19 protein-coding genes are annotated in these 25,873 nt (G+C 39.8%); 2 read left to right on the top strand and 17 right to left on the bottom strand.

What is annotated here, in order from left to right:
* Positions 1-74: 74 nt before the first annotated feature.
* The gene (gene argH, locus PIECOFPK_RS01615) at positions 75-1,415 is read left to right on the top strand and encodes an argininosuccinate lyase (protein WP_330974603.1); all 1,341 of its coding nucleotides are present in this window, start codon (positions 75-77) and stop codon (positions 1,413-1,415) included.
* Positions 1,416-1,440: 25 nt separating this feature from the next.
* On the opposite strand, the gene pgl is transcribed toward argH, so the two are convergent.
* The 3 genes from pgl to gndA are packed head-to-tail and all read right to left on the bottom strand — an operon-like array spanning position 1,441 to position 5,124.
* Positions 1,441-2,160 (bottom strand): 6-phosphogluconolactonase, encoded by a 720-nt coding sequence (gene pgl, locus PIECOFPK_RS01620; protein WP_409966354.1) that lies wholly within the window; start codon positions 2,158-2,160, stop codon positions 1,441-1,443.
* Positions 2,157-3,680, bottom strand: a complete 1,524-nt coding sequence (gene zwf / locus PIECOFPK_RS01625) for a glucose-6-phosphate dehydrogenase (protein ID WP_409966355.1) — start codon at positions 3,678-3,680, stop codon at positions 2,157-2,159. Before zwf ends, pgl begins: the two co-directional genes overlap by 4 nt.
* A gap of 46 nt (positions 3,681-3,726) precedes the next feature.
* Entirely contained in the window at positions 3,727-5,124 is a 1,398-nt protein-coding gene (gndA, locus tag PIECOFPK_RS01630; protein ID WP_409966356.1) for an NADP-dependent phosphogluconate dehydrogenase, read from the bottom strand.
* Positions 5,125-5,309: 185 nt separating this feature from the next.
* On the opposite strand from gndA, the gene PIECOFPK_RS01635 reads away from it, so the two are divergent.
* Entirely contained in the window at positions 5,310-6,392 is a 1,083-nt protein-coding gene (locus PIECOFPK_RS01635) for an N-acetylmuramoyl-L-alanine amidase (protein ID WP_409966357.1), read from the top strand.
* A 34-nt stretch (positions 6,393-6,426) separates the two neighbouring features.
* Here the strand turns inward: PIECOFPK_RS01635 and PIECOFPK_RS01640 are convergent, their stop codons facing one another.
* From PIECOFPK_RS01640 to PIECOFPK_RS01705, 14 genes are all read right to left on the bottom strand, one after another.
* Entirely contained in the window at positions 6,427-7,947 is a 1,521-nt protein-coding gene (locus PIECOFPK_RS01640) for a sulfatase-like hydrolase/transferase (RefSeq protein ID WP_330974608.1), read from the bottom strand.
* Positions 7,948-8,028: 81 nt separating this feature from the next.
* Complete coding sequence (locus PIECOFPK_RS01645) at positions 8,029-8,751, bottom strand: alpha/beta hydrolase (protein ID WP_330974609.1); 723 nt, start codon at positions 8,749-8,751, stop codon at positions 8,029-8,031.
* A 121-nt stretch (positions 8,752-8,872) separates the two neighbouring features.
* Entirely contained in the window at positions 8,873-11,236 is a 2,364-nt protein-coding gene (locus PIECOFPK_RS01650) for a glycoside hydrolase family 2 TIM barrel-domain containing protein (protein WP_409966358.1), read from the bottom strand.
* 116 nt (positions 11,237-11,352) lie between these two features.
* Entirely contained in the window at positions 11,353-13,443 is a 2,091-nt protein-coding gene (locus PIECOFPK_RS01655) for a sulfatase-like hydrolase/transferase (protein WP_409966359.1), read from the bottom strand.
* Positions 13,444-13,599: 156 nt separating this feature from the next.
* Positions 13,600-13,866, bottom strand: coding sequence for a two-component regulator propeller domain-containing protein (locus tag PIECOFPK_RS01660; protein WP_330974612.1), 267 nt, complete (start codon positions 13,864-13,866; stop codon positions 13,600-13,602).
* Positions 13,867-14,135: 269 nt separating this feature from the next.
* Entirely contained in the window at positions 14,136-15,686 is a 1,551-nt protein-coding gene (locus PIECOFPK_RS01665; protein ID WP_409966360.1) for a sodium:solute symporter, read from the bottom strand.
* Between the two features lie 163 nt (positions 15,687-15,849).
* A complete protein-coding gene (locus PIECOFPK_RS01670) occupies positions 15,850-16,869 on the bottom strand; it encodes a cytochrome-c peroxidase (RefSeq protein ID WP_409966361.1) in 1,020 nt (339 codons plus the stop codon).
* Positions 16,870-16,932: 63 nt separating this feature from the next.
* The gene (locus PIECOFPK_RS01675) at positions 16,933-17,796 is read right to left on the bottom strand and encodes an MbnP family protein (protein ID WP_330974615.1); all 864 of its coding nucleotides are present in this window, start codon (positions 17,794-17,796) and stop codon (positions 16,933-16,935) included.
* 39 nt (positions 17,797-17,835) lie between these two features.
* Entirely contained in the window at positions 17,836-19,818 is a 1,983-nt protein-coding gene (locus tag PIECOFPK_RS01680) for a TonB-dependent receptor domain-containing protein (protein WP_330974616.1), read from the bottom strand.
* Positions 19,819-19,824: 6 nt separating this feature from the next.
* Positions 19,825-20,751 carry a hypothetical protein gene (locus PIECOFPK_RS01685; RefSeq protein ID WP_409966362.1) on the bottom strand — a complete coding sequence of 309 codons (927 nt, stop codon included), beginning with the start codon at positions 20,749-20,751 and terminating at the stop codon, positions 19,825-19,827.
* 216 nt (positions 20,752-20,967) lie between these two features.
* On the bottom strand, positions 20,968-21,366 hold the full coding sequence (locus PIECOFPK_RS01690) for a hypothetical protein (RefSeq protein WP_409966363.1): 399 nt from the start codon (positions 21,364-21,366) through the stop codon (positions 20,968-20,970).
* A gap of 82 nt (positions 21,367-21,448) precedes the next feature.
* On the bottom strand, positions 21,449-22,051 hold the full coding sequence (locus tag PIECOFPK_RS01695; protein WP_409966364.1) for a ferritin-like domain-containing protein: 603 nt from the start codon (positions 22,049-22,051) through the stop codon (positions 21,449-21,451).
* A gap of 64 nt (positions 22,052-22,115) precedes the next feature.
* Entirely contained in the window at positions 22,116-22,316 is a 201-nt protein-coding gene (locus PIECOFPK_RS01700) for a hypothetical protein (protein ID WP_409966365.1), read from the bottom strand.
* Positions 22,317-22,701: 385 nt separating this feature from the next.
* A complete protein-coding gene (locus PIECOFPK_RS01705; protein ID WP_330974621.1) occupies positions 22,702-25,854 on the bottom strand; it encodes an efflux RND transporter permease subunit in 3,153 nt (1,050 codons plus the stop codon).
* Between the last annotated feature and the right edge of the window lie 19 nt (positions 25,855-25,873).

Genomic DNA, 25,873 nt, shown 5'->3' on the forward strand with positions numbered 1-25,873 from the left:
ATAAAAAGAACGTTTTCCATAAACAACCTCAGACAATAAGCATTTAGCTTTACGTCGGCATACAAGTTCAAGTTATGAAACTCTGGCAGAAAGATATACAAGCACTTAAGGAAGTAGAAGTCTTCACCGTAGGGAAGGATCGTGAAATGGATATGTATTTAGCGCCCTTCGATGTAATAGGATCGTTGGCGCATATACAAATGTTGGAGTCGGTAGGACTTCTACCCAAAGATGACCTAAAAAAACTTCAATCAGCCTTAAAAGAAATTTACAGAGATATTCAAGCCGGCAACTTTAAGCTGGATGCTCAGGTTGAAGATATCCATTCGCAAGTAGAATTATTGCTCACCCAAAAACTGGGTGATGCCGGCAAGAAAATACATAGTGCACGCAGCCGTAATGACCAGGTACTGGTAGATATCAAGCTGTTTTTACGTAGCGAAATTGAATTGTTGGTAAAATCCATTTTTTCATTATTCGAATTGCTACAGGCTCAAAGTGAAAAATACAAAAACCACTTATATCCGGGTTATACCCACCTGCAATTGGCCATGCCTTCTTCATTTGGTTTGTGGTTTGGTGCTTATGCCGAAAGTTTGGTAGATGATGTTACAACATTGAAAGCGGCTTTTGATGTAGTCAATCGCAACCCCTTAGGCTCTGCAGCGGGGTACGGATCTTCCTTCCCTATCAATCGCCGTATGACTACCGAGCTGCTAGGCTTCGCATCACTCAATTATAATGTAGTATATGCCCAAATGGGACGCGGCAAGGCAGAAAGAATTGTAGCACAAGCATTAGCCAACGTAGCGGATACCTTGGCACGCTTGAGTATGGATATGACGCTATACCTGAACCAAAATTTTAGTTTTGTAAGCTTTCCCGCCGAACTTACCACAGGTAGTAGCATCATGCCACATAAAAAAAATCCCGATGTCTTTGAACTCATCAGGTCTTATTGCAATCGCATCAAGGCCTTGCCTAATGAAATCAGCATGATGACCACCAATCTACCCTCGGGTTATCATCGCGATTTACAATTACTAAAAGAGCATTTATTCCCGGCATTTAAAACGCTGAAAGACTGTATCGATATGGCAGGCTTAATGCTGAGCCATATTGAGATCAAAGAAGACCTGTTGAAGGATGAAAAATACAAATATCTGTTTACTGTAGATCTAGTGAATCAGCTGGTAATGCAGGGAGTGCCTTTTAGAGATGCATATGTTCAAGTGGGGCGTTCCGTGGAAGACGGTACTTATCAAGCTCCGGAACAATTAGAAGTTAAAAATCCGCACGAAGGATCTATATATAATCTTTGTAATGCGGAAATCAGAGAATTAATGGAACAAGCCATTGCGGTCTTTGAATTTGAAAAAATTCACCAAGCTATTAATAAACTGCTCCAGGATTAAGTTCCCGGAGCAGTTTTTTAATCCGCTATATTAGCCCTGCTGCCGCTTCATCCAACATCCAGATGGCATTTCCTTTTTTCAGATTTACGTCTTGCACGGGGTATTTTGCCTTAGCATTTTTGGCAAATATATACTTCAGTACAGGAGCTTTAGCCGCACCTGCTACTAAAAACATAACTTCCTTACTGTTATTGATAAAACGATAAGTAGAACTGATGCGGAAGGTTTGTTTGCTTTCTACCCACACTTCTTTTATAAATTTCTTCTTTTCGCTCAGTACATCCGTTCCTGGAAATAATGAAGAAGTATGTCCATCATCTCCCATGCCGAGTAGTGTAAGGTCTATCTGCATTTGTTTGCCTAAAACCTGTTGAATAGTTTTTTCATACTGGAGGGCACAATCTTTTGCTTCGCCTTTGGTAGGAACGGCAAATACATTTTTCTTAGGGATTTTTACATGATCCAGTAAAGCCTCCTTCACCATTTTATAATTGCTCTCCTCATGTGTGTGAGGTACAAAACGTTCATCACCCCAGAAAAGAAAAACTTTTTTCCAGTCTATGTTTCGTGAGAATGCTGGGGTAGCCAGCAATTGATACAATCGCTTAGGCGTACTGCCTCCCGAAAGCGATACGGAAAAACTTCCTTTTTCTGCAATATGCTTTGCACACCTTTCGACAAAATAATGCGCAGCGGCTACACTCAGTGCTTCTGCGTTTTCCCAAACTAACTTTAAATGTTTCATCTCTTATTTTTATTTCTACTTTTTGGTTGTTCTAGTATTTCTTCCGGCAAAGAAAGCCATTTTACCTTTCCGTCGGAAAAAAGATTCTCCGCTTCTACAGGTCCACTGCTACCAGCTTTGTATTTTTTCATATCACTGCTATCTTTTACCCAATTATCCAGAATGGGCATGACAATAGCCCATGCCGTTTCTACCTGATCTGCACGAATAAACTGCGTAGCGTCGCCATGTAAGGCATCCAGCAATAAAGTTTCGTAAGCCTCCGGTGCTTCATCTGTAAAAGACCTTTTATAGCTGAAGTCCATTTCGAGCGGCATCAGCTTCATTTCTAATCCCGGCACCTTCCCTTCAAAAAGCAGACTGATGCGCTGTCGAGGTTGAATACTGATTATAAGACGGTTGGGCACAACATCATCCTTAAAAATCTTGTACGGAGTATCCTTAAACTGCACTACAATTTCAGAAGCTTGTTTATCCATACACTTTCCTGTACGCAGATAAAAAGGCACTCCTTTCCACCTTGTATTATCAATATACAATTTTAAAGATACGTAAGTTTCGGTAGTAGATTTACGAGAAACATTATTCTCTTCCTTATAACCTACTTGAGGCTTTCCGTTTACAACCCCTTTGGTATATTGCGCCCTCACCACATGTTGGGCCACACTGGCGGAGTTAAAAGGTCTCACTTTCTTTAGCACTTTCACTTTCTGATGACGAATGCTTTCAGCATCATAATTACCCGGACAATCCATGGCTACCAAGGAAAGCAGCTGCAACATATGGTTCTGCACCATATCACGCAATGCCCCGCTTTTATCATAGTAACTACCTCTCGTTCCTACACTTACCGTTTCTGTAACACTAATCTGAATTTGTTCTATGTACTTATTATTCCATAAGGGTTCGAATATATGATTCGCAAATCTGAAGGCTACAATATTTTGAACCACTTCTTTACCCAAATAATGGTCTATACGATAAATCTGATCTTCATAAAACAATTTATTCAACAGCTCATTCAATGCGCGTGCTGAAGCGAGGTCTGTTCCGAAAGGCTTTTCTATTACTAGGCGATCTTTTTGTCTGTTATCAGCAATATTGAACTGCGATATAAATGAGGATATGGTTTCGATAAAATTAGGCGCTACAGAATAATAGAAAAGCCTTGTAGCCCTCGTTTTCCATTCTGCATCGTTGGCTTCAAGCTTTTCTTTAAGACGTGTGTAAGTATCTTCAATGGTAAAATCGCCTTGAAAAAAGTATAAGTGATCAGTAAAGCGTTTCCATTCTTCCTTTTTGGCCTTGCCTGACCGAGAAAATAAATTCACGCCCTCGAGCATATGCTTTTCATATGCACCTTCGGGCAATCCCTGGTAATGTACGGCATATATAGCAAACTGTTTAGGCATATAATCATGAATAAAAAGGTTATAAAAAGCCGGGATCAGTTTGCGCCAGGCTAAATCTCCAAAGCCTCCGAAAATAACAATGTTAGCAGGTGTGTTTTTCAAATTCATGTAATAATAATTTAGGTATGAGCGAGAACATCATGTATGCTTTATTTTACACATTCCAATCCGTATGAAAGCTACCCGGTTGATCTATTCTTTCGTAGGTGTGCGCACCGAAGTAATCTCTCTGTGCCTGTATTAAATTAGCCGGAAGACGTTCTTGAACATAGGCATCAAAATAGTACAAAGCCGATGCAAGTGCTGCCGCTGGTAGCCCTACATCCATACTAGATTTAAGAAAGTTTACCAATCCTTTTCGAGTTTCGGTAAGTAAGGGCACAAACAGATCCGAACCAATTACGGTTTTAAGATTCGCATCTTTTTCATAAGCTTCATACAATTGGTTCAACAAAGCGGATCGGATAATGCAACCCGCTCGCCACACTTTTATTACTGTGGGTATATCAATAGCATACTGATGTGCTTGGGAGGCTGCTGCTAGTAATGATAATCCCTGTGCATAAGCCATTATGCAACCAAAATGAAGTGCATTTTTACAATCATTCTTTAATACTTCTAGATCCACATCAGGCGTGTAAGTATGTTGATACAAAGGAGCGAGTTGCACCCTATCTTCCTTTAAAGCCGAGAGGTATCTTTGCGTGACGGAAACATCAATAGTAGGTGTCGGCACGCTCAACTCCAGTGCACTTTGTGAAGTCCATAGGCCGGTACCTTTCTGCTGGGCTCTGTCGAGAATCATATCTACTAGGTCGTTGCCGGTCTCGGGGTCTTTTGTTTTAAATATCCGGGCTGTTATCTCTACTAGAAAGGATTGTAACTCGCCTTCGTTCCAAGCACTAAACAGATCATGTAATGCTTCATTTGACAATCCCATTTTTTTGAGCAGACCGTACACTTCGCTGATCATTTGCATTATAGCATACTCAATTCCGTTATGCACCATTTTTATGTAATGACCTGCAGCTCCATTTCCCATATAAGCCACACAAGGCTCACCGTTGTAGCGAGCAGCAATAGCCTCTAGAATTTCTTTCACCTGTTCATAACTTTGTTTATTTCCGCCGGGCATCATACTGGGACCGAAACGAGCACCGCTTTCACCGCCGGAAACACCCATGCCTATAAAATGCACTCCGGAGTCTTTTAAAATGTCAAAGCGCCTTTGTGTATCGACATAATGCGAATTACCTCCGTCGATTAGAATATCTCCTTTCTCCAGATTGGGTAATAATTCTTCGATTATCAAATCGACTACTTTTCCTGCGGGTACCAGAAGCATGACAATTTTTGGTGTTTGCAATTGGTTCAGCAAATCCTCCGATGAAGTAGCTACTGTTACCGGACGAGAGCCTGCTTCAGCTATCAATCTTTGCGCTTGCTCTTCATTGCGATCATAGCCACATGCGGCAAAGCCATGATCTGCAATATTCAAGACCAGATTGCGGCCCATAGTGCCTAATCCGATCATGCCAAATTGTGCTTTCATAAATTGTGTTTTTTATGGGGAGATTGCATTAATGAAATCTTAAAATATTCTCTATTATTTCGCAATTTTGTTTATCGGTTATACCGTTACGATGTTTTTCGTTAATTTCACATTAAGAACGGATATATCTTAGGACTAATTTAAGAAAAGTTAAAGGAACAGTAACAAAGAAAGACTATTACAGAATGTTTATAAAAAAAGTATTACCGGCTATTCTTACGATTTTTTTGTGTGCCTGTGGTAGTTCAGTGCCGAAAAAAACAAATGTCCTTACCCAAAAAACTCCACAACAGCAGCCGGTAGAGAAAACTAGTCCTGCCCCTCAGCAAAATCAAACAGTATTTAAAAGACCTGAACAGATAACCCGTAATAATCGTCCAACAGAAGAACCCAATACGAATAGCAGGCCCAAAAGGCCACAACCTACATATACACCTCCACCAATAACAGCAACTAATTCATCCCAGCTACCATATAGATCCCGTGAGTATTATAAGTTCATAACAGATAGCATACAATATTATGCCAAACCTACTTACGAAAAGAATATTGATGAAATCATTAAGCAAATAAGCCTCAACCCTTCACAAAAGAAGAATCCGGCTGTAAATGCACCTTGGTATGCATCGGTGAATTTTAATATCAGAAAACCCAATTTTGTAATTCTGCATCATACCGCACAAAATTCTGCAGAGCAAACTTTATTTACGTTTTCTATATCGCGCACCCAAACCAGTGCACATTATGTGGTAGGACGCGACGGCACAGTATATCAAATGTTGAATGATTATGTTCGGGCTTGGCACGCCGGCAACAGTCGCTGGGGAGGCGTAACGGACATGAATTCGTGTAGTCTGGGTATAGAGATTGACAACAATGGAAACGAACCTTACCCTGATGCTCAAATTACAGCCTTGATAAAATTATTAGGCCATCTTAAAGAACAATATGGAATTCCACAGGCCAATTTTATCGGGCATGGAGATATAGCGCCTGGAAGAAAGCAGGATCCCAGTAAGTATTTCCCATGGAAGAGATTGGCTGATGCCGGATTTGGTTACTGGTACGATCCTTACAATTTACAAACACCTCCGGCAGATTTCAACCCCATTATGGCTCTGCGTGTCATCGGATATGATATTAGTAATCCCGCCGCAGCAATTGGGGCCTTTAAAGCTCACTACATCCAAAACGATACTTCAAAATCACTAACGGATTACGACAAGAAAGTGCTTTATAGTATTTATAAAAAATATATCAGCAGATAAATTCGGGTTTATAGTTTGAGCAAAAGGGAGTAGGTTATAAGTCCATACCTACTCCCTTTGCTTTTTCCTTTCGTAAAATTTCTTTCATCATTCCTACGATAATCTTGTTCTCTTCCGCTACATTATCATACTCCCCTCTATCCTTACGCATATCATATAACTGTTCCACACTATTATTACCCAACTCCGTATTGGTGAGCGGATTATAAACGCGTCCTTTATTAGGCTCTATATATTTCCAGTCATGTGTTAGTACCGTTAATGATCCACCAAAACCGATAACATATTCTCTTCCCTTGCGGTCACGTCCGAGCCAAGCATCCAGCTGATCCTCACTATCCAGTTCTTTCACAGAAGATATATCCACTCCTGTCAATCGAGCCATAGATGCCAGCATATCTATTTGCGATACTAATGCTTCGGACTTTTGGGGAATAAGCTTATTGCCCCAGTTCACGATAAAGGGTACCCTTGTGCCTGCTTCAAAATTGCTATACTTGCCTCCGCGATATGGTCCCCAAGGTTTATGATTTTTGAGCCGCTGCACTGCCTCGTCTTGATAGCCATCATCCACAACGGGGCCGTTATCGCTTGTAAGAATGATAATGGTATTTTCTCTGATACCGCATCTTTCCAGCGCCTTGATAACTTCCCCTACTGAGTAATCAAACTGAACAATGGCATCTCCTCTTGGTCCCATATCGGTTTTCCCTACAAATCGAGGATGCGGATAGCGTGGTACATGGATATCATTTGTTCCAAAGTACAAAAAGAAAGGTTTTGACTTGTTTTGCTCAATAAACTGCACGGCATGGGTGGTGATACTGTCTGCAATGGATTCATCCTCCCAAAGCGCCGACTTACCTCCTTTCATATATCCGATTCTGGAAATGCCGTTTACAATGCTCATATCGTGTCCGTGACTTGGCTTCAATTTGGTCAAGAGTTCAGGATTATCCTTTCCTGTAGGTTCGCCGGGAAAGTTCTTCACATAACTCACCTGAATAGAATCTTTAGGATCAAGATTTACTACTCGTTGATTTTCCACATACACGCATGGTACACGGTCGCCGGTAGCCGCCATGATATAAGAGTAGTCAAACCCAATTTCTTTAGGTCCTGGCGTAATAAGACCATTCCAATCTTGTTTACCGGTTTCCTCTCCCAATCCCAGATGCCATTTTCCTACCGCAGCCGTAACATATCCGGCCTGCTTGAACATTTTTGCCAATGTGTACCGATGCGGTTTGATAATCATTCCGGCATCACCGGCTGCAATACCTGTTCCTTTTCGGCGCCATGCATATTCGCCTGTAAAGAGACTATAGCGCGATGGCGTACAGGTAGAGGCCACCGAATGCGCATTCATAAATTGAATACCCTCTTTGGCAAGCCTGTCGGTATTAGGTGTTTTAACGGCAATTGCTCCATAGCAGGAAAAGTCGCCGATACCAATATCATCGGCATAAATCAATACAATATTTGGCTTTGTAGTGTTTTGTGCGGATAAAACAATCGTTGCTAAGCCTAATAGAAAAGTGAATATGATTCTCATTTTGGAATTATTTCAATGGTAAGAAGTTGCTTTACAGAGTTTATTATTTCTTTCTCACAAATTATTCCTTTACCACTGTTATCATTTGTTGGCGGGAAGAAATCCCAGTTCTATAAGGAATCGTGTAGTTACCATAAGCGTCTCCTCATAGTATTTATTTCCCTTTTCTCTGTAATTAAAAAAACCATGGGGTTGATCCGCATATAAGAATAAATCACACCTATTCCCTATTGCACGCATTTTTTTCTGATAGTCTTCTGCTGTTTTTACAGGGATATGTTTATCCTTAGTTCCTAAAAAAACAATGGTAGGGGCGGCTCCCTTCTTGATATTATGGTAAGGAGAAATGCGCACATAGTCGTCTCCAAATATCTTGTAACCATAATTATCCGGACCATTATTAAATACGGGGTTAAATAGTACCAATGCATTAGGACGCGCGCTAATGCTTATATCGTCAGTAGCTTCATCAATTTCTATAAGATCAGTAGCTGCCGCTACATGTCCTCCGGCAGATCCACCGGCGGCAACTATGCGGTCAGGATCTATACCCAATTCTGCCGCATGCTTTCTTAAATAACGAATAGCCGACCTACCGTCTTTAACGCATTCAAAAGGGGTTGTATGATGACGGCTTCTCACCCTATAATCGGCAGTTATAGCTATCATGCCTCGGGAGGCTAAATAAAGTGCTTGATGCTTAAACTGATCTATCGTGCCGCCTACCCAACCTCCTCCAAAAAAGAAAATAATAGCCGACCGTTTTTGTTCGGGCTTAAAATCATCAGGATAATATAATTTCATTATCAGTTGTGTTGTATCAACAGTCTTATACACAACTTCCTTTACGTTATTCTGAGCATTTGTTATCAGAAATTGTAATACACAAAGAGTCAAAAACAGATACTTCCGCATTATTAGTATTTTACTTTTTGTTGCTTTTTGAAAGGGAAGAAAATGTTATTGTCTGACTTTTCAAACCATCTGAGGTTGCAGTAAGCTCTATATTACCCGGCTCAAGAGTAGTCTGAATCATAACCAAACATTTCCCCTTAAATGCTTTCCGCTCTTCAGCTTTCATTGAGGAAAAGTCGATGATATCGCCATTTTCAACGCCTATTATTTTTCCGGGACCTTTCAACTTAAACTTTACCAGGTTATTTGCTTCAGGAACCATTATTCCTTGGGCATCGGTAATTTGCACTTCCACATGAATAACACTACGTTTGTCGGCAACAACTTGTTGTTTATCCGGAATAAGTCGGATAGCTGCAGGAGCACCTGCAGTAGTCACACTGGTTTTAGCTACTATTTTCCCATCCTTACGTGCAACAGCCTCCAAAGTGCCGGGTTCATATGGCACCATCCATACCAATTGTCTTGACGTGTCCATTGTTTGCTCTCCCAGAGAACGTTTATTCAATAATAGCTCCACTTCGGGTGCATTAGAATACACCACTACAGGTATTGTTACGCCTTCCATTCCGGGATGTGTCCAATGAGGCAATAAATGCACCATAGGAGTAGACGACCATAAACTTTGATACAAGTAATAATGATCCTTTGGAAAACCACATAAATCCAATATTCCAAAATTGGCAGTACGTGCCGGTTGAATAGCAGCTTCACCCAAATAATCAAAACCTGACCATCTAAAGGTACCTATAAAAAAAGGAAAGGCCTCGGTACGATTATGTTGATCTCTCACTCCAATACGTACAATTGCATTATCATACGAAGATTGATAAAAAATCGACTGCTTCTTAAATACCTCCTTCTCAGATAAATCCGGTATTGGAAAAACTTTCGACTTAAAATCTTCCCATTTTACACCTTCTTCCCAAGGGGCAGGGAAATCCCGTGTGCGATAGGATGTACGAGCATAGTAAACACCACGGGTTTGTAAGGTATGTGTTATTTCGGTTCCTAATAAGGGTTTATCGGGATGTTGTTGGTGAAAAGTTTCTAGTACACCGGGCATTTCTCCTTCGCCATTAAAGCCGACAACGTCTACATACCGGCCCTCACCGCTTCGGGCCTGTGTTACAGGACGCGTAGTATCTAAACTTTTCACTACTTCAACCAGGTGCTTTTGCAGTTCTACATTGAATCTAGGCACTTCGTTGCCGATGCTCCACATAATGATTGAAGGATGATTACGATCGCGCTTGATAAAATCAGTAAGATCTTTTTTCCACCATTCTTTAAAATATAATCCATAATCATACGGAGCTTTAGGTTTATCCCACCCGTCAAACGCTTCATCGAGTACCATTATGCCCAACGTATCACACATTGCGTAAAGCTCAGGTGCTGCGGGATTGTGAGTTGTTCTGATAGCATTGCAACCCATTGCTTTTAATAACTTCAAACGTCGATACAATACATCTTCCGGAACTGCTGCGCCTACAGGACCTGCATCATGGTGATTACAGACACCATTCAGCTTTATTCTTCTTCCATTTAATACGAACCCATCTTTAGCATTCACTTCAATAGTACGTACACCAAAGTAGGATATATATGATTCTTCTTTATTATCGGAATAAATAATTCGGTGTACTACTTTATATATTTCAGGTGTTTCGGGCGACCAGTAGCGCGGATTAGGTAAAACCATTTTCTGGCGCCAATTGGTTAATCCCGTATCTACAGTTACGCGTTCAGATTGGGTCAGCACTTTTTTATTATCAGATGAGAAGATATCCGTCTGCAATCTAATTACGCGTGCTACATTAGACTTGTTCTGTATTTCTGTTTGAATATGAACATCCGCTTTTTGAGGCGAAACATTAGAAGTAGTAATATAAGTGCCCCACTGCGGAATATAAATCGCTCCTGTGACGCGCAACCATACATGACGATAAATCCCGGAACCGGTATACCATCTACCGCTAGGTAGTCTGCTATTATCTGCTTTTACAGCAATAACATTCTTCCCTGTTTTTAAATATGGCGTAATATCATACTCGAAGCTAATATATCCATAAGGACGTTTACCAAGATAATGACCATTTATCCATACCTCGCTGTTCATGTAAACGCCATCGAATTGAATCATTACATGGGAGTCCTTCTGCTTTTTCCATTCAAAGGTTTTGCGATACCAACCTATACCACCGGGTAGATACCCCCCACGCCATCCTGAAGGATTATCTAGGTCGAACGGCTGCTCGATGCTCCAATCATGCGGTAAATCAAGCTGACGCCATGAAGCATCATCATAAGACATTTCTGAAGCCCCAGCTATATCTCCGAGATGAAAACGCCAATCAAAATCAAAGTTCAAGGTATGGGAACCTCCAGCGCGTTGTGCGTGGCATTTATTTATCGGAGTTATCACCAATAAAAATGCACAGACTGCTAAAAGTTTCCAATATATATTGCAAGTCAATTGTCGCATAGCTAAGATTCTACTTTCTCATTTGCATCATACAAACGATCATAAGGTAATACACCGCAATTAATCAATATTGATCGAATATAAAATTTCAGTTTGGGTGGTTGCGATTTTAAAGTCAGTAACTGTTGTAGTTCTTTTACCAACGGTGTGGCTTTAACGCCAACATTTTGCAGACAAGCTGCTGCTGGACCAAAACCGTCCTTCAATTGTTGAAGCAAATAATCAAGGCCACGCTGGGTATCTCCGGCATAAACCATAGCTTCGGCAAGCATACATTTCACTTCAGGAATCACAGAGGTATCCTGCAATACATTTGTAGCAGCTTTAGGAACATTTTTTATTAATCCTATCTTAGCCAATCCACAAATACCACTTGCTCCCCAATACTGCACTACCGGATCTTTATCACTCAGAAATTGTAGCAATGTTGCTAGCTGCTTGGGGTCTTTTAATGATGCAATTTCTGCTGCGCTGATCTCTTTTGATACATCAATCTTAGCTTTTCTAACAACATCATACAAAGCACCCTCTTTTTGCAGCACACGTCTATATTCTCGAGGAATAAATCCTAGATCCTTTTGCTCTCGCAACATTGACTGTAATGCCTTTTTCAAAGTATTCAGCGCATCCTTATATGCAGGTAATGAAGCTAGGTTTGTTGTTTCTAAAGAGTCCTTCTGAATATCGTATAATTCAAAAGTTTCTACAGGTTCACAAAATTTAAGATGCAAAGGGTTTTTTATTGTTCCTGCCATAAAAGCTTTATCCCATGCCTGTTGGGCCGGCATCTGCCATTGATAATCTTGCCGTGTACCATTGGGATATGCGCTCTGATAGTTCCAGATGAGTTTATAACGTCCGTCGGTTATAGCGCGCGATGGCGCATAAGTATCGCCTTGATTAGCACGAAACGTAAAAATATATTGACGCAGGTTTTGAGCATCATTGGCAGCTTTGCCTAAGAAAGGAGCCCCCACCATAAAATCAGGAATGGAGACGTTACAAAGACTTAATACAGTAGGCGCTAAATCGACAAATGAAACGAGACGATCACTTACCGACGGTATGGTTGTTCCGGCCAGATGTTTCCAACGCGGAGGAAAATAAACGATGAACGGCACCAATGTTCCAGTCTCATAGACGTAAGCCTTACCGCGCGGCACGGTTCCTCCATGATCGGCATAAAAGAAAATAATAGTATTATCAGCTTCACCGCTTTGTTCAAGTTCTTTAAGCTGCTGTCCAACCCAAGCATCCATGCGTTTTACGGCATCCATGTTCCAAGAAATATCATCACGCACCTCAGGCAAATCAGGTATATAAGGAGGTACAATAACCTTATCCATAGGAGCACTTCTAGAAGAACGGCCTTCTGTGGTGCGGGTAGCCACTCTGCTCATGTGGGTAATTCCGGTATTAAATACTGCAAAGAAAGGTTTACTCTTATCTGGTCTATCTTTGTAGGTTGCATTCTTTCCTGATGCATCCCATACATTCTTAGGAGTTTTTAGATTAGTATAGATAGCCCCTCCTCCAGCTGTACCAATCCAAAGTACTCCATATTTATCTTCAAAAAAACATTTAATATTAATAATACTTCCGATGAAACTTGTATTATTAATCTGTTTTATTACATGTTCTGCCTTCCACTGAGGACCATTATTTAAAGCGGAAAAAGGCATAGTGAGGCGAAATACACCGTTTTTGAGCGTACCCACCCATATGGAACCTCTTCGATCTTGGAAAAGCGACTCAACTTGTGTAATTGCTTCTGGCAGCTGCACTTTCTTAAATACAGGCAGAAGTCCTGCTTGATTCCACTCCTCCAGCCGAAAGACGCCATCCTTTCGTCCGGCCCATAAAATGCCGTTATTATCTAGCATTATTTTTCCCACACTTATATCGTTGTTTGACGCCGGAACTTTGGAAAAGGATTTAGAAGATATGTTGTAAATATATATTCCTTTGTTGGTAGCTAACCATAAGTAACGTGTAGCTCCATATATCATTGAATTAATAATAAGCGGTTTATTATTTGCCGCACGAACCAAAATATGACTCTTAATTTTCACTTTTTCATTACGAATCTCCATTGCGAATAAATCGCCTCGCTTGGTAGCTACCCACACTGTTCCTTTGTCATCAATGCATATACCACTAATCCATGCAACTTCTGCAGATTTGTTGCTTGCGAAAAGTGATACTCGTGTAAACTTTTCAAATTTTTCATTATAAATACTTAAACCCTGTCACTCTGTTCCTATCCAAAGGTGACCATCTCCATCGGGAAGTATTACGGTAATGCGGTTATTAGGAAGGCTGCTGGTGTCGCCGGGAATATTTTTAAAAACTTGTACCGTTTTGCCATCATACTTATTTAATCCATTATGAGTACCGAACCAAAGAAAACCGGAATGATCTTGTACCATCGCAGTTACATCGCTATGCGATAAGCCATCGTTTACTGAAAGTTGCCTAAAAAGGGTATTACCCGTACCTTGTGCTGATGCAATCATTGCAGCGAATAGGCAAAGCACTAAAAATGACGGGGTTTTCCTGATCTTTGAAAATAGGATATACTTCATAGCAATAGCAGCCATCGTTAGCTTATAGGTCTATAAGCAAGCCATATGTAAGAGGTCTCTAAATTTATCACATCGAATGTACGAAATACCTTTCTACATTCATTAAGTTTTCTGAAATATATCAATTGGTATGTGGGAAAAACAGAATGAAAACATCAAACGATTGGTGACAAGTAATATATTACTAGGGAAGCATCTCACTAACTTTTCTTAGTATTCCCCATCACGATCCCTACCAAAAATATCACCAACGTACCTACTACAATAATCATATTAGCATGCAGCGGATTTCTCAGGAAAGCGTATTGATCGGGAATCAAATAAGAAAAAGTCATCCATAAAATAACCAATATACCAGTAAGTGTTGCTATAAATGCCGCCTGATTATTCGTTTGCTTGGATGCTATTCCTAATAAAAACAATCCAAGCATACCTCCGGCAAAAATGCCTGAGAGTTGCCACCAAATATCCAATACACTTTTAATGCCTATCATTAACACACCTGCAAACATACCGAGCAAACCAAATACTACAGTGGCAATATGTAATAAACGAAGCCCTTCTTTATCAGTGGTTTTTCTTCTAAAATATCTTTTGTAAATATCTTCTGAGAATACAGTAGCAGAAGCATTCATTCCCGAGCTAATGGTACTCATCCCAGCCGAAAGTATAGCTGAAATAATCAGGCCCAATATTCCCCCAGGCAACATAGTTACCATAAAATGCGGCATTACCTTGTCTCCATAATCCTCAGGTTTTAAAGTTTGTGCCAAAGCTGCGATTTCACCAGAAGCAGCATTATTACCTAATCGCTCCGCAGCAGCTTGAATTTTTATCGGTTCCAACAAGGCGGGATTGGTTTGATAATACGCATACAAACAGCTGCCGATAACAAAAAACAATAATGATATTGGAATATACATCCATACACAAAGCCAAATGGATTTTGCAGCTCCACGAGAAGTGCTAACCGTGTGATATCGTTGCACGTAGTTCTGATCCATTCCAAAATTGTTCAGATTGATAAAAAATCCATATACCAACACCACCCAAAATGTAGAAGTAGTAAAATCAAACTTCCAACTGCCTAAACTGAATTTTTTATCCGTCATACCGATTTCGAAAATCTTACCAATACCGCCTTCAATATGCTGTATTGGTAAATATAGAATCAATAAGGCGCCTACTGTGATCAAAATAGCTTGTATGACTTCTGTCCAAATTACCGCCTCAATACCACCCATTACCGTATATAACACAATACAAATACCGGTAATCAGCATGATGGTTTTAATATCAAATCCAGTCAATGCTTGCAATGTAAGCGACAGACCAAAAAAGATTGAGCCCATTCGCGCAATCTGTGTTAGAATAAAACATATCACGGCATAAGTACGTGCCCAAGGACCAAATCTTCTTTCGAGATTAGTATACGCCGAAACCTCTCCTGTATTACGATAAAAAGGAACAAAATACTTTGCTGCAATAAGCGCTGCTATCGGCATAGACAAACTAAAAGCAAAAGCATTCCAGTTAGAGCCAAATGCTTTTCCGGGAACTCCGATGAAAGTATTACTGCTCAAAAATGTAGCGTATAACGAAAGGCCTATTGCCCAACCTGGAATCCTCCCTGAAGCCTTGGTAAACTGCGATTCTGTCTTATTTCTTTTAGAAAAAACATATCCTATATATACCATAGCAAGCATATAAACCGCAATCACCAAAAGATCTACAAGAGGTAAATTTTCCATACTGACAAATTACAAGCAATTCTTCACAAACTTACTAAATCCGGTGGTCGCGCACATGTACAATTTTATCAAAACTATATAGAATATTACTATATCACTCGCAACTCAGCTCAATAAGGATCTTTTCTTGCAATATATCATTGAATGTAAAAGTATCTCGACGTTACTGTGTCTTAGTGATAAATCCAGGATCGCTTAATGTTTTCAAAAAAGCAATAAGTTCTTCCTTTTCCTGCTCAGTCAATGGTATGCGCCTGTTATTATTTTTTAAAAAGGGATCCAGATTTTCAGCGTCCAGAACGCCGCCATCAAAATAATCTAATACGCTCCTTAAAGTTGGGAACTGTCCAAAACTTCCATAGGGTGCCGTATATTCTACATTTCGCAAAGAGGGAACTCTGAAACTCATAAAATCCTTCATATCCTTTGTCACTCTAGCCCGGCCTGTTTCATTCTCATTAGGATTTATGGGGAAACCAACATTTCTAAAACTTTGATCGGTAAACAGCACAGTACTATGACAGCTTTCACACTTCTGTTGAAATACATGATATCCTCTCGCTTCAATCGCTGTGAACATAGCCTCATTACGCATCACTTTATCATATTTACTATTTGCAGAAATCAGGGTGTATAGATATTGTGCAATACTTTTATATATTCGATCAGGCGTTACAGAAGTATCTCCATATGTTTTACGAAACAGATGTTGATAATCCGTATCATTCTGAATCTTATTGATAACTTCCACAATCGACGAATTCATTTCTTCTTTTGTGATAATAGGTATAAGTGGCTGCTTTTCCAATTGCAGAATACTACCATCCCAATTATAGAACTTCATGAAGGCCATATTTTGAATAGGCGGTACATTGCGTAATCCCACTCTTCCATACACACCTATTGCCTTAGTATTATTGTCGGCAAAAGCATTTTCAGGCTTATGGCAGCTGGCACAGGATATCGAATTATCTACGCTAAATCTCTTATCATTAAATAAACGCTCGCCCAATATTACACCGTACTTTGTAGGCCTATTAGCCACAACATAAGTATTAAAGTCAGGAAAATAATCCGGGATAGGTAATTTGATATAGGGATTATCGTCATCAGCATCAGGTTTGTTCTTGGAACAACACCAAAGGCATAATAACACACCACAAACTATAAGCAATTGCCTCATCCTGCAAATATTATTCACACATTAGAAAATGCTGCAGGCATGATGCCTACAGCATGATATAGCTTATTGTTCAACAGTAGTCACGGAAAACATCCCCATTTTATCGGTAGTTCCGTTTCCTCCCATGTTTTCGACAAATCGCATCATCTGTACAGATGTATGCCTGTTGGGAGTAGCATTATCATCCATGCCGGTTCCGGAGCTGAGCTTGATTGTATGAATGTTTCCACTTAAAAGTTTATCGAAATCAGCTTTTATAGTAATTATTGGAGCGGCGTTACCTACTACCGCAGCAACAGGCAAATCGAGCTCGATATCCCTGTATGCATCTACACCTTGTGTATAAGCTCCTTCTTCTCCTTCAATAGTGCTGCCAGTGTGAATAGACAACTTTTTATGATCGACATCATAAAATCCTTCCAGCTTTGCAAAGCGATATCCGGTACCCCATTCCCACATCATTTCGGTATCGTTGGCTCCGGCAGCTGCGTAAAACTTAGGGAATCTCACCTGATCTATTGTGTTCAACTCGCTTTTTACACCTAGCCCAAATTTCAGTTGTTTATACGTTCCGGACGGAATATCATATAAAACAAACTCATTCGTTTCGGGTTTGGCATGATTGATAACAGCTGCACCTTTATCAAGATCATTAATATAATAAGGTATTTCTGTACCATCGATTTTAACTAATCGAATATTACTTACTACATATTTAATTTCAGTAAATCCATGCTGCTGTCCTTCCTTGGATGTGTTGATTGTAGCAAGCCCCGAGCTAGCATCTCCTAAAACAATGGGAGTATTTTTAAATGTATTCACAAAATGCAACCTTACATCATTAGCAACAATCGCATCCTTTTTACTACACGCTAACAACAGCAGCAATGGCAGTGCTATCAAGAATTTCATTTTATAATTTTTCATGGCTAATATTATTTTGTTCGTTAAACAATCTTTCTGCTCTTATAATGCAAGTTTCAATGACATAAAAAGATTTCTTCCCATTCTGGGAATATTCCCCCAATCAGCATAAGTGGAATACTGCTTATTTAGCAGATTTTCTACTCCTAGTTGTATCACAGCATTGATATCATGTAATGCAAAAGCGTAATCAGCGGCAATGTTCCAGATCATATATGCAGGCTTACTACGCTCTCCATACTCGGGACTATAATTGACATGTGCAAAATCTCCCTGCAACATTGTTTTGATATGAAAATGGTGACGCATCCACATCAGAGAAGTATTATAATGAAGCGGTCTTATAAATGGCAAATTGGTACCTGTATTATCGGTAGCACGTGCATAGGTCATGCTGCTTTCCCAATGCAGATGTTTCCAGATATCATAACGCAGATGTGCAGTTGCATTGAAAATACGTGCATACTTCAATGAAGAGTAGGCCTTTACCCCCACGGACTGATAATTCATAGGACTGCCAATACTCAATACTTTGCCCACTATATAATTGCGGATATGGAAATAATTTGTCTTAATAGAAAGATGTAATTCTTCCTTTTGAAAACCTACACCGGCGTTAACTTCATAAGATATTTCATTTTTCAAATTAGGATTACCTACATAATCATACCTGTCAAAACTATTGTAGATGTAATAGCCATACCCTTCCGAAACCGAAGGAGCCCGTTGGCCGTATCCAGCACCTAAAGAGAAATCAAAAGCATTAAACTTCTTTTCATATCCTACATGTAAACCTGTCAATATTCGCTTATTCTTTTGGGAAGCATGTGGATAAAAGATTCTGTTAAACTCCACATAACGCGAATAATTGTAATGATATCCTAACGAAGCTCCAAAGCGTAGCATCGTATTCTCCGACCGCATCCATACATTATTTACAGAGACCCCTCCGTATGTCGTCGTTACCCAAGGCCAGCTGTAGGCAAACATAGTTCGCTTACTTCTATCTTGAGGATACATACGCATCTCGGCAATCGATAGATTATTGTATCCATTAAACTGTATATTCGAAACTAGCTTTCTATGCTCCAGCTGAAGATTAGAAACCATCCCATAAGTTGTACTCCATCCCGGCATATCCATATGTACTAAGTTTTCAGGACGCTTCGTATCATCCATATAATGCTCTACTGCGTTAAAGTATAGCTTTGTATTCCAAGATCTGATGCTACCCTTCTCAAATAACTGCTTGTAAGTGGCAGAAGTAATGATTGCTCTAGAAAGCCATAAATCCATTGGAAGTGCCGGATAACCTACATCTTTGGCTACATCAAATATGGCATCCAGTCTAATAGAAGACAGTTCCGATGTTTTATAAGCCAGGCCGGCCGAAGCATTCAGCTTGCTGTACTGAGAATGTTGAACCTCCTCCTGATTTCCATCATAATAGTTTCCGGCTTTCCGATAGGCTATGCTTCCATCCGTCACAAATCGTTTTCCAGAATAGGATAAGTTTAATAAATTAAACACCTGCTTATTATTCCACTCTACACCCGTTTGATAGATCCCGCTCCACTTTTTCAAAAGACCAAATGGTGTTACTTTTCTTTTAAAATCAATGTTACCACCTATTGTAGCACCATGCATATTTCCTTCCTGCCCTGAACGAATATCAATCGATGACAGATTATTACTCTCCAAATAGGTAGATACAGGATCCATTTTATCGGTACAGGCTCCAAATATGTGCATACCATCTATAGTAATGGAGGACCGCTCTATTGTCATATTGTTCAACAGGGGCTCCCACGCGTAAGCTCCTCGCTTAATAAAACTTACTTGCTCGGAAGCAGCCAGATACTCATCAATAGATGTGGACTGTTTTATATCTGCATGTATATTTCTTTTAGCAGCTTTTATTTTAATCTCCTCCAGCACCCTTGTTGTATCATCCTGCGCAGGCTCCTGAGCCTTAATACCCGTTGTAATTATTAATATCACTAAAGCAATATGTAGGGCCTTCATGAAATATCAGAATAAAATGTCAATATGTAGTTCACTTTTCGCGCCTTCCACACCGGGGGTGAAATCTTTAGAAACTTCCATTCCCTTTACTACATTCCCAGATGGATTGAGTAATATAAAATTCAGCGTCCAATTGCCTGTCATAGTATAGTTCACCACACCATGATACAATCCGTCGTCCAGCTGTATTAAATCCTCATTATTAGGCGAAGAATGATTTCCCATCGAAGGCTCAGGCATACGGGGATCTAAAAGCAGCTTGTATCCCGTCACTTCAGTATAATAGTACTGTACAGGAAAAGGAAAACTATCAACCGAGGAAGAATCAATTGTTTTACATTGATATATCCCAGCTACTAGATCGTTTTCTCCCACTTTCGGTTTGTATGGAGATACGAGCGCAATAAGATATTTTATATCATCATTCCCAACAAAAGCCGTCATGCCTAAATTTTTATTAGGTTGCTCCAGCACTTTCACCTTTCCGCTTGCATAATGTGATTTATTATCAGTAGTAAAGCTTACATAAAGCTGCGAGCTTTCATTAGGACGATCCTCGTCTACAAACACTACATATCCTGAAAAATAATTACTATCAGAATGATATTGCAAGTGATATTGATGCGGACAGGATATCCTAGAGCCATCACTATTTTCTTTAAAAGGGAAAAAAGCAATGCTCGAAATCTGGCCAGTTTGGTCATTCGAAGTATCAGTAATTCTTACGCGAATCGGATTATATCCTTTATAAAATTTACCGTTCAAAGCTTCAATATGCACTACGTAATTATCAGTATGCAATAAAGCCGCTTCCTTGAAATCATAATATACCGGCACCTCTGCATTTCTCTCCGCTTCATAGTCCGTCTTAGCCTTGGTACAAGACAATAGCAACAGGCATACTACACCTGAGATGAGTATTCCATTCTTCATAAAGAAAATCAATCAAGAGAATTGTGTAATAAAGCGTCAGGTCAACGTACTAGCATTATTTATTCATTCGGCAATGGTAATAATCCGATAACCGCAACACTCCAGTGTTTTGGCAACGTATACGCAAAGCAGTTCCGTATAGCATGGGTAATAAATACCTAAAACACATAGTACAGCACAAACTATAACGCCAATGCTATAAGATGAATGAATAAATTATGCCTGTATAGAGAGAGAAGATTCCGGAGGCTTTACAACAGCAGTTGTATAGAGAAAAGAATAGAGAGGGCTTCGATATAACGAATAATTATCTTTTTTATCAAACGGCAACTGAGTCTCAATAGACACAATACGTACAGAGCAAAAAACAACTGTTTCAAACTGCAATTGCTTCAGCATCTCACTGGCTTTCTGCTCAGTTTCTTCACGTTGCATCTGTGCCAGCTTACAATGACCGTTGCATTGCAATTGAGGTCGATTCTTATTTACACAAAAAAGATCAATAAAAAAAGCCTTGTTATATTCATAAACTGCATACAGCACGGTATTTCTCATTACACTGATAAGCATAATGACCATTACAAATACTGTTGCTATTTTATATAAATACTTCAAGGAATAACACTTTGGACCTTGCGAGTGCAAAGGTACAAAAAAGAATTATTCCCTGAAGACTTTATTAACTAAATTAGATTTGCTACTTAGCTTTTATGTTCACTTCCGATACAGCAATCTTAGAAAGCAACTTGTCGCAATTCTTTTCTTCCTGTAAAGTTGATTTTAATAAACTGACAGCATCTTTATGACCTAATTGACTAGCATAAGTGGCCAGTGTACCATAAGTTGCAATTTCATAATGCTCTACCTTTTGACTGGCAGCAATGATACCCGCGTCTCTTACTGCTCCTGGCTCAGTTTCTTTAAGAATACTTTTTCCTTCCTTTAGCAAACCATCCATAGCGTCACACTTTTCAGCTTTGGCTTTCTTACCTAGTATTGCAAACACTTCTTCCAATCGTGTCACATGCTGTTGGGTTTCGGCAATGTGGTCATCAATGGCAGTTTTCAATTTTGCCGAGGAAGCATTAACTTTCATCAAAGGCAATGCTTTTAAAAGGGCTTTTTCGGCCCAATACATATCTTTAAGTCCGTCTTCAAAAAATTCTAATAATTCTTGTGCGGCATCTTTCTTTGCAGCTATTTTTTTTGCAGGTGCTTTTCTTTGAGGCATAAATAAATATTTAAAGTTTAAAATAAAAAAGTTGAGAGGTAATTGACTGCGGAATTTTATAGCTTTCAAAATAAAAGCTAATATTTCACACTACTGTCTTGAACCAAGAGGGCTATAATATTTAAAATATAATTTACAGTGAGGAATCTTGCTGCTTTAGATTGGTAATAATATAACACATTACGCCGCTGCGCAATTCCTGATACCATTCCCATTCTTCCAAGAGAATATCTTTTCCGTTAGTTATATAATTATTCAACAATATAATAGCATCTGCGGTAAAATGTATATTGGCAGATATGACCTCCTTGTTAGCACTTAATATTTTCAGCATATAAATGTTTTTAAGAGTTTAGGAAATACATTTATCCTATAGAGGACATCTTCTTATGAGCTGAACTACTAAAAAGGAGGACAATTCTTACAGCCTAAATAATAAGGAGCGGAATATGAAATTCAGACAAATGATTAGCTCTAATTCATATGAAGATAATCTTTTAAATCCATACTGACAAATAAACCTTATTTAAGCTTGTTAAGAATGCATCCGACTTGTATTATACAAGAAGAATGCCATTTAATTTTATTCATATCTTTTTAACAGATTTTATGAGTGATCTTAATACAAAACCAGTATTCGTAAGTAAAAAAACGCCCTCGAATAACCGGGAGCGTTTCAATAAAGCTAATTGCTAGATAAAATTGATTATTATCTCATGTTAGTGTGTGCTGTGTGTATCCAGAGGTACATAATCTGCTACCATTTCAGCGGCATAATCCACTTTCTTTTCCTTACCAAAACGGCGTTTCAAACTATCGAAGATAGAGTAAACAACCGGCACTACAACCAGCGTAAGGAATAAAGAAGATAATAACCCTCCGATAATCACAATGGCCAACCCTCTGTTTACATCCGCACCATCACCCTGAGCAATGGCAATAGGCACCATACCAATTACCATCGCAATAGTTGTCATAAGGATAGGACGCAAACGCGCCTGATTGGCTGCTACCAGAGCATCATGGGTATTATCGCCCTGCTCTTTACGATGATTGGCGAAGTCTACCAACAGGATAGCGTTCTTGGTTACCAAACCAATCAGCATGATAATACCTAAAATGGTAAAGATGTTCAGTGATTGATTAGCCAGAGCCAGGAATAATAATGCTCCTATAAATGATAGTGGCACCGAGAAGATAATAATAAAAGGTGTCAGGAAGCTATCGTATAATACTACCATCACCAAATACACCAACAGAATCGCAGCAATAAGTGCTACTCCCAGTGTTCCAAATCCTTCCTGCTGATTCTCCATCGTTCCACCCCAGATATACACTACTCCTGGTTTTTTATCCAGCTGTTTTATTTTTTCTTCCCATTGTGCAGCTACAGTACCTAGTGGTACACCTATTACCTGCCCTTGTACAGATACTGCCGGAGATTTATCGCGGCGCTCCAACAAAGTAGGACCGGAGCCATACCCTACTTCAGCAAATTGTTCCAGCGCAATAGGAATACCCTGATTGTTTAAGAATTTCAATGATTTTACATTATCAATATTCGCACGAGCGGATTCTGCAAATCGAATATTGATATCATATTCATTATCACCGATGGTAAACTTATTATCGGTGTTACCAGAAAATGCCGTTTGCATAGCCATCCCCACTGTAGCGATGTTCAATCCAAGTGCCGTCATTTTATCACGGTCCACTTTTACGGTTATCTCCGGATTTCCTGATTCAGAGGTAAGCTTTACACCTGTAGCACCAGGGATGGTTCTTAAGAGGTCTGCCGCTTTTACGGCCATCTCTTCAGCATCCTGCACAGAAGGTCCTATAAAGGTCATTTGCAATGGTGCTTGTTCGGCACCCATCAATCCCACATTTACTGTTTTAATTTTGGCATCCACCAATACATTTTCCAGTTCACGCTTCAGTACTGCTGAGTATACCTTCGAATTTCCCTTGTAACTTTTTTTCAACTTTACGTGTATTTCTGCTTTATAACGCGTACCAGTAGTTGAAATCAATCCGTCCGATGCCTGTCCTACCATGGTAATCATATCCTCTACCTCGGGTTTTTGACGGATATAGTTCTCAGCCCTTCGAGTCAGTTCATTTGTCTTTTCGATAGATGCATCTTTTGGCAATTCAAACTGCACATAAAACTCCCCTCTATCGTTGGCCGGGAAGAAATCGCTTCCTATATATCCATTACCTACCAGCGATACCGAAGCGAAGAATAATATCAATGCAACCAGCAGTGTGAGTATTTTATTCAAGCGCGAACGCAATGACCATTTTAAAATTCCCGATACCCAATGCGTAAAGGATTTTAATCCTCTCTCAAATCCGTGAATGATTTTCCCCAGCAATGATTTCTCACTGATTAACTCCAGCTTACCGAAGCGAGAGTACAACCAGGGCACGACGGTAAACGATACGAGCAGTGACAAGGAAGTAGATATCACCACGGTTACACAGAATTGAGCCAGAATGTTAGCCACCAACCCTGTTGACAGTGCAATAGGTAGGAACACCACAATAATTACCATAGTAATAGCAGTAACCGTGAAGCCAATTTCCTTAGCACCGTCATATGCAGCACGCACTTTATTTTTACCCATCTCCATGTGACGGTGAATATTTTCAATCACCACAATTGCATCATCCACCAGAATACCTACCACCAAGGAAAGTCCCAGCAACGACATCAGGTTAAGAGTATATCCCATTAACTTCAATCCGATGAAAGTTGCAATTAGCGATAGCGGAATAGCCACCATAGTAATAGCAGCATTGCGCAGACTGTGTAGGAAGAAGAGCATAATAAACCCTACCAGCACAATCGCAAGCATTAGGTCGTGAATAACATTGTTGGCAGCATTCAACGTAAACCTTGACGTATCGTTGGCGATATTGATCTTTACGCCGTATATAGAATAGTCTTTCTCAATTTGGCCGATGGTTTTTTGTACCGCTTCCGATACGGCTACGGCATTGGCATCTGACTGCTTAAACACCTGTAGCAATATGGTATTCTCCTGATTTACGCGAGCAATTTTTTCTATCTCCTTCACGCCATCCTGCACATCAGCTACGTCTTTAAGGAATATAGTGGCTCCACTTGGTGTCGTTATCGGAAGATTTCGCAGTTCCTCCAGCTCGACCAGCTTACCGGCCAGACGAATCGTAGTTCTGTTTTCGCGTGTAGCTACATTCCCGGTAGGAAAATCGAGGTTAGATGCAGCAACAATCTGCTGTACTTGATTTATAGACAACCCGTACCCCTGCAGCTTATCCGGATCAACACTAATTTGAATTTCGCGCTGTTCTCCACCAATTAAATCTACTTTGGCCACCCCATTGATGCGAGCAAATACCGGCTGAATTTTATTATCTAACAGATCATACAATTCTCTTTCAGTAAGATTAGATGTTACTGATAAACTCATGATGGCTACATCATCGAAAGAGAACTTGGAGAGTGTGGGTGCATCTACATCATCCGGCAAATCATTCAACACGGTATTGATTTTACGTTGCGCTTCCGTGAGCAAAAAGTTCACATCAGCACCGGCATTCAGCGTAATCATTACCAGCGAAACATTCTCCAACGATTTGGATTCGATCTTTTTAATACTTTCCAAAGAGGAGACCGCATCTTCTATCTTCTTCGTCACGGATGTTTCCACCTCAGTAGGAGAAGCACCGGGATACACGGTCTGAATGGTAATTACGTTTACCTCAAACTTAGGCACCAACTCGTATCCCAACTGAGTGTAGGAAAAGATACCACCCAGCGTTAGTATGATAAACAACACAATAATAACACTGGGCCGTTTTATAGAAATCTCAGATATTTTCATTGTTTAAATTTTCCAGCGA

This window comes from Chitinophagaceae bacterium C216, assembly GCA_028485475.2.
Classification (GTDB): Bacteria; Bacteroidota; Bacteroidia; order Chitinophagales; family Chitinophagaceae; genus Niabella; species Niabella composti.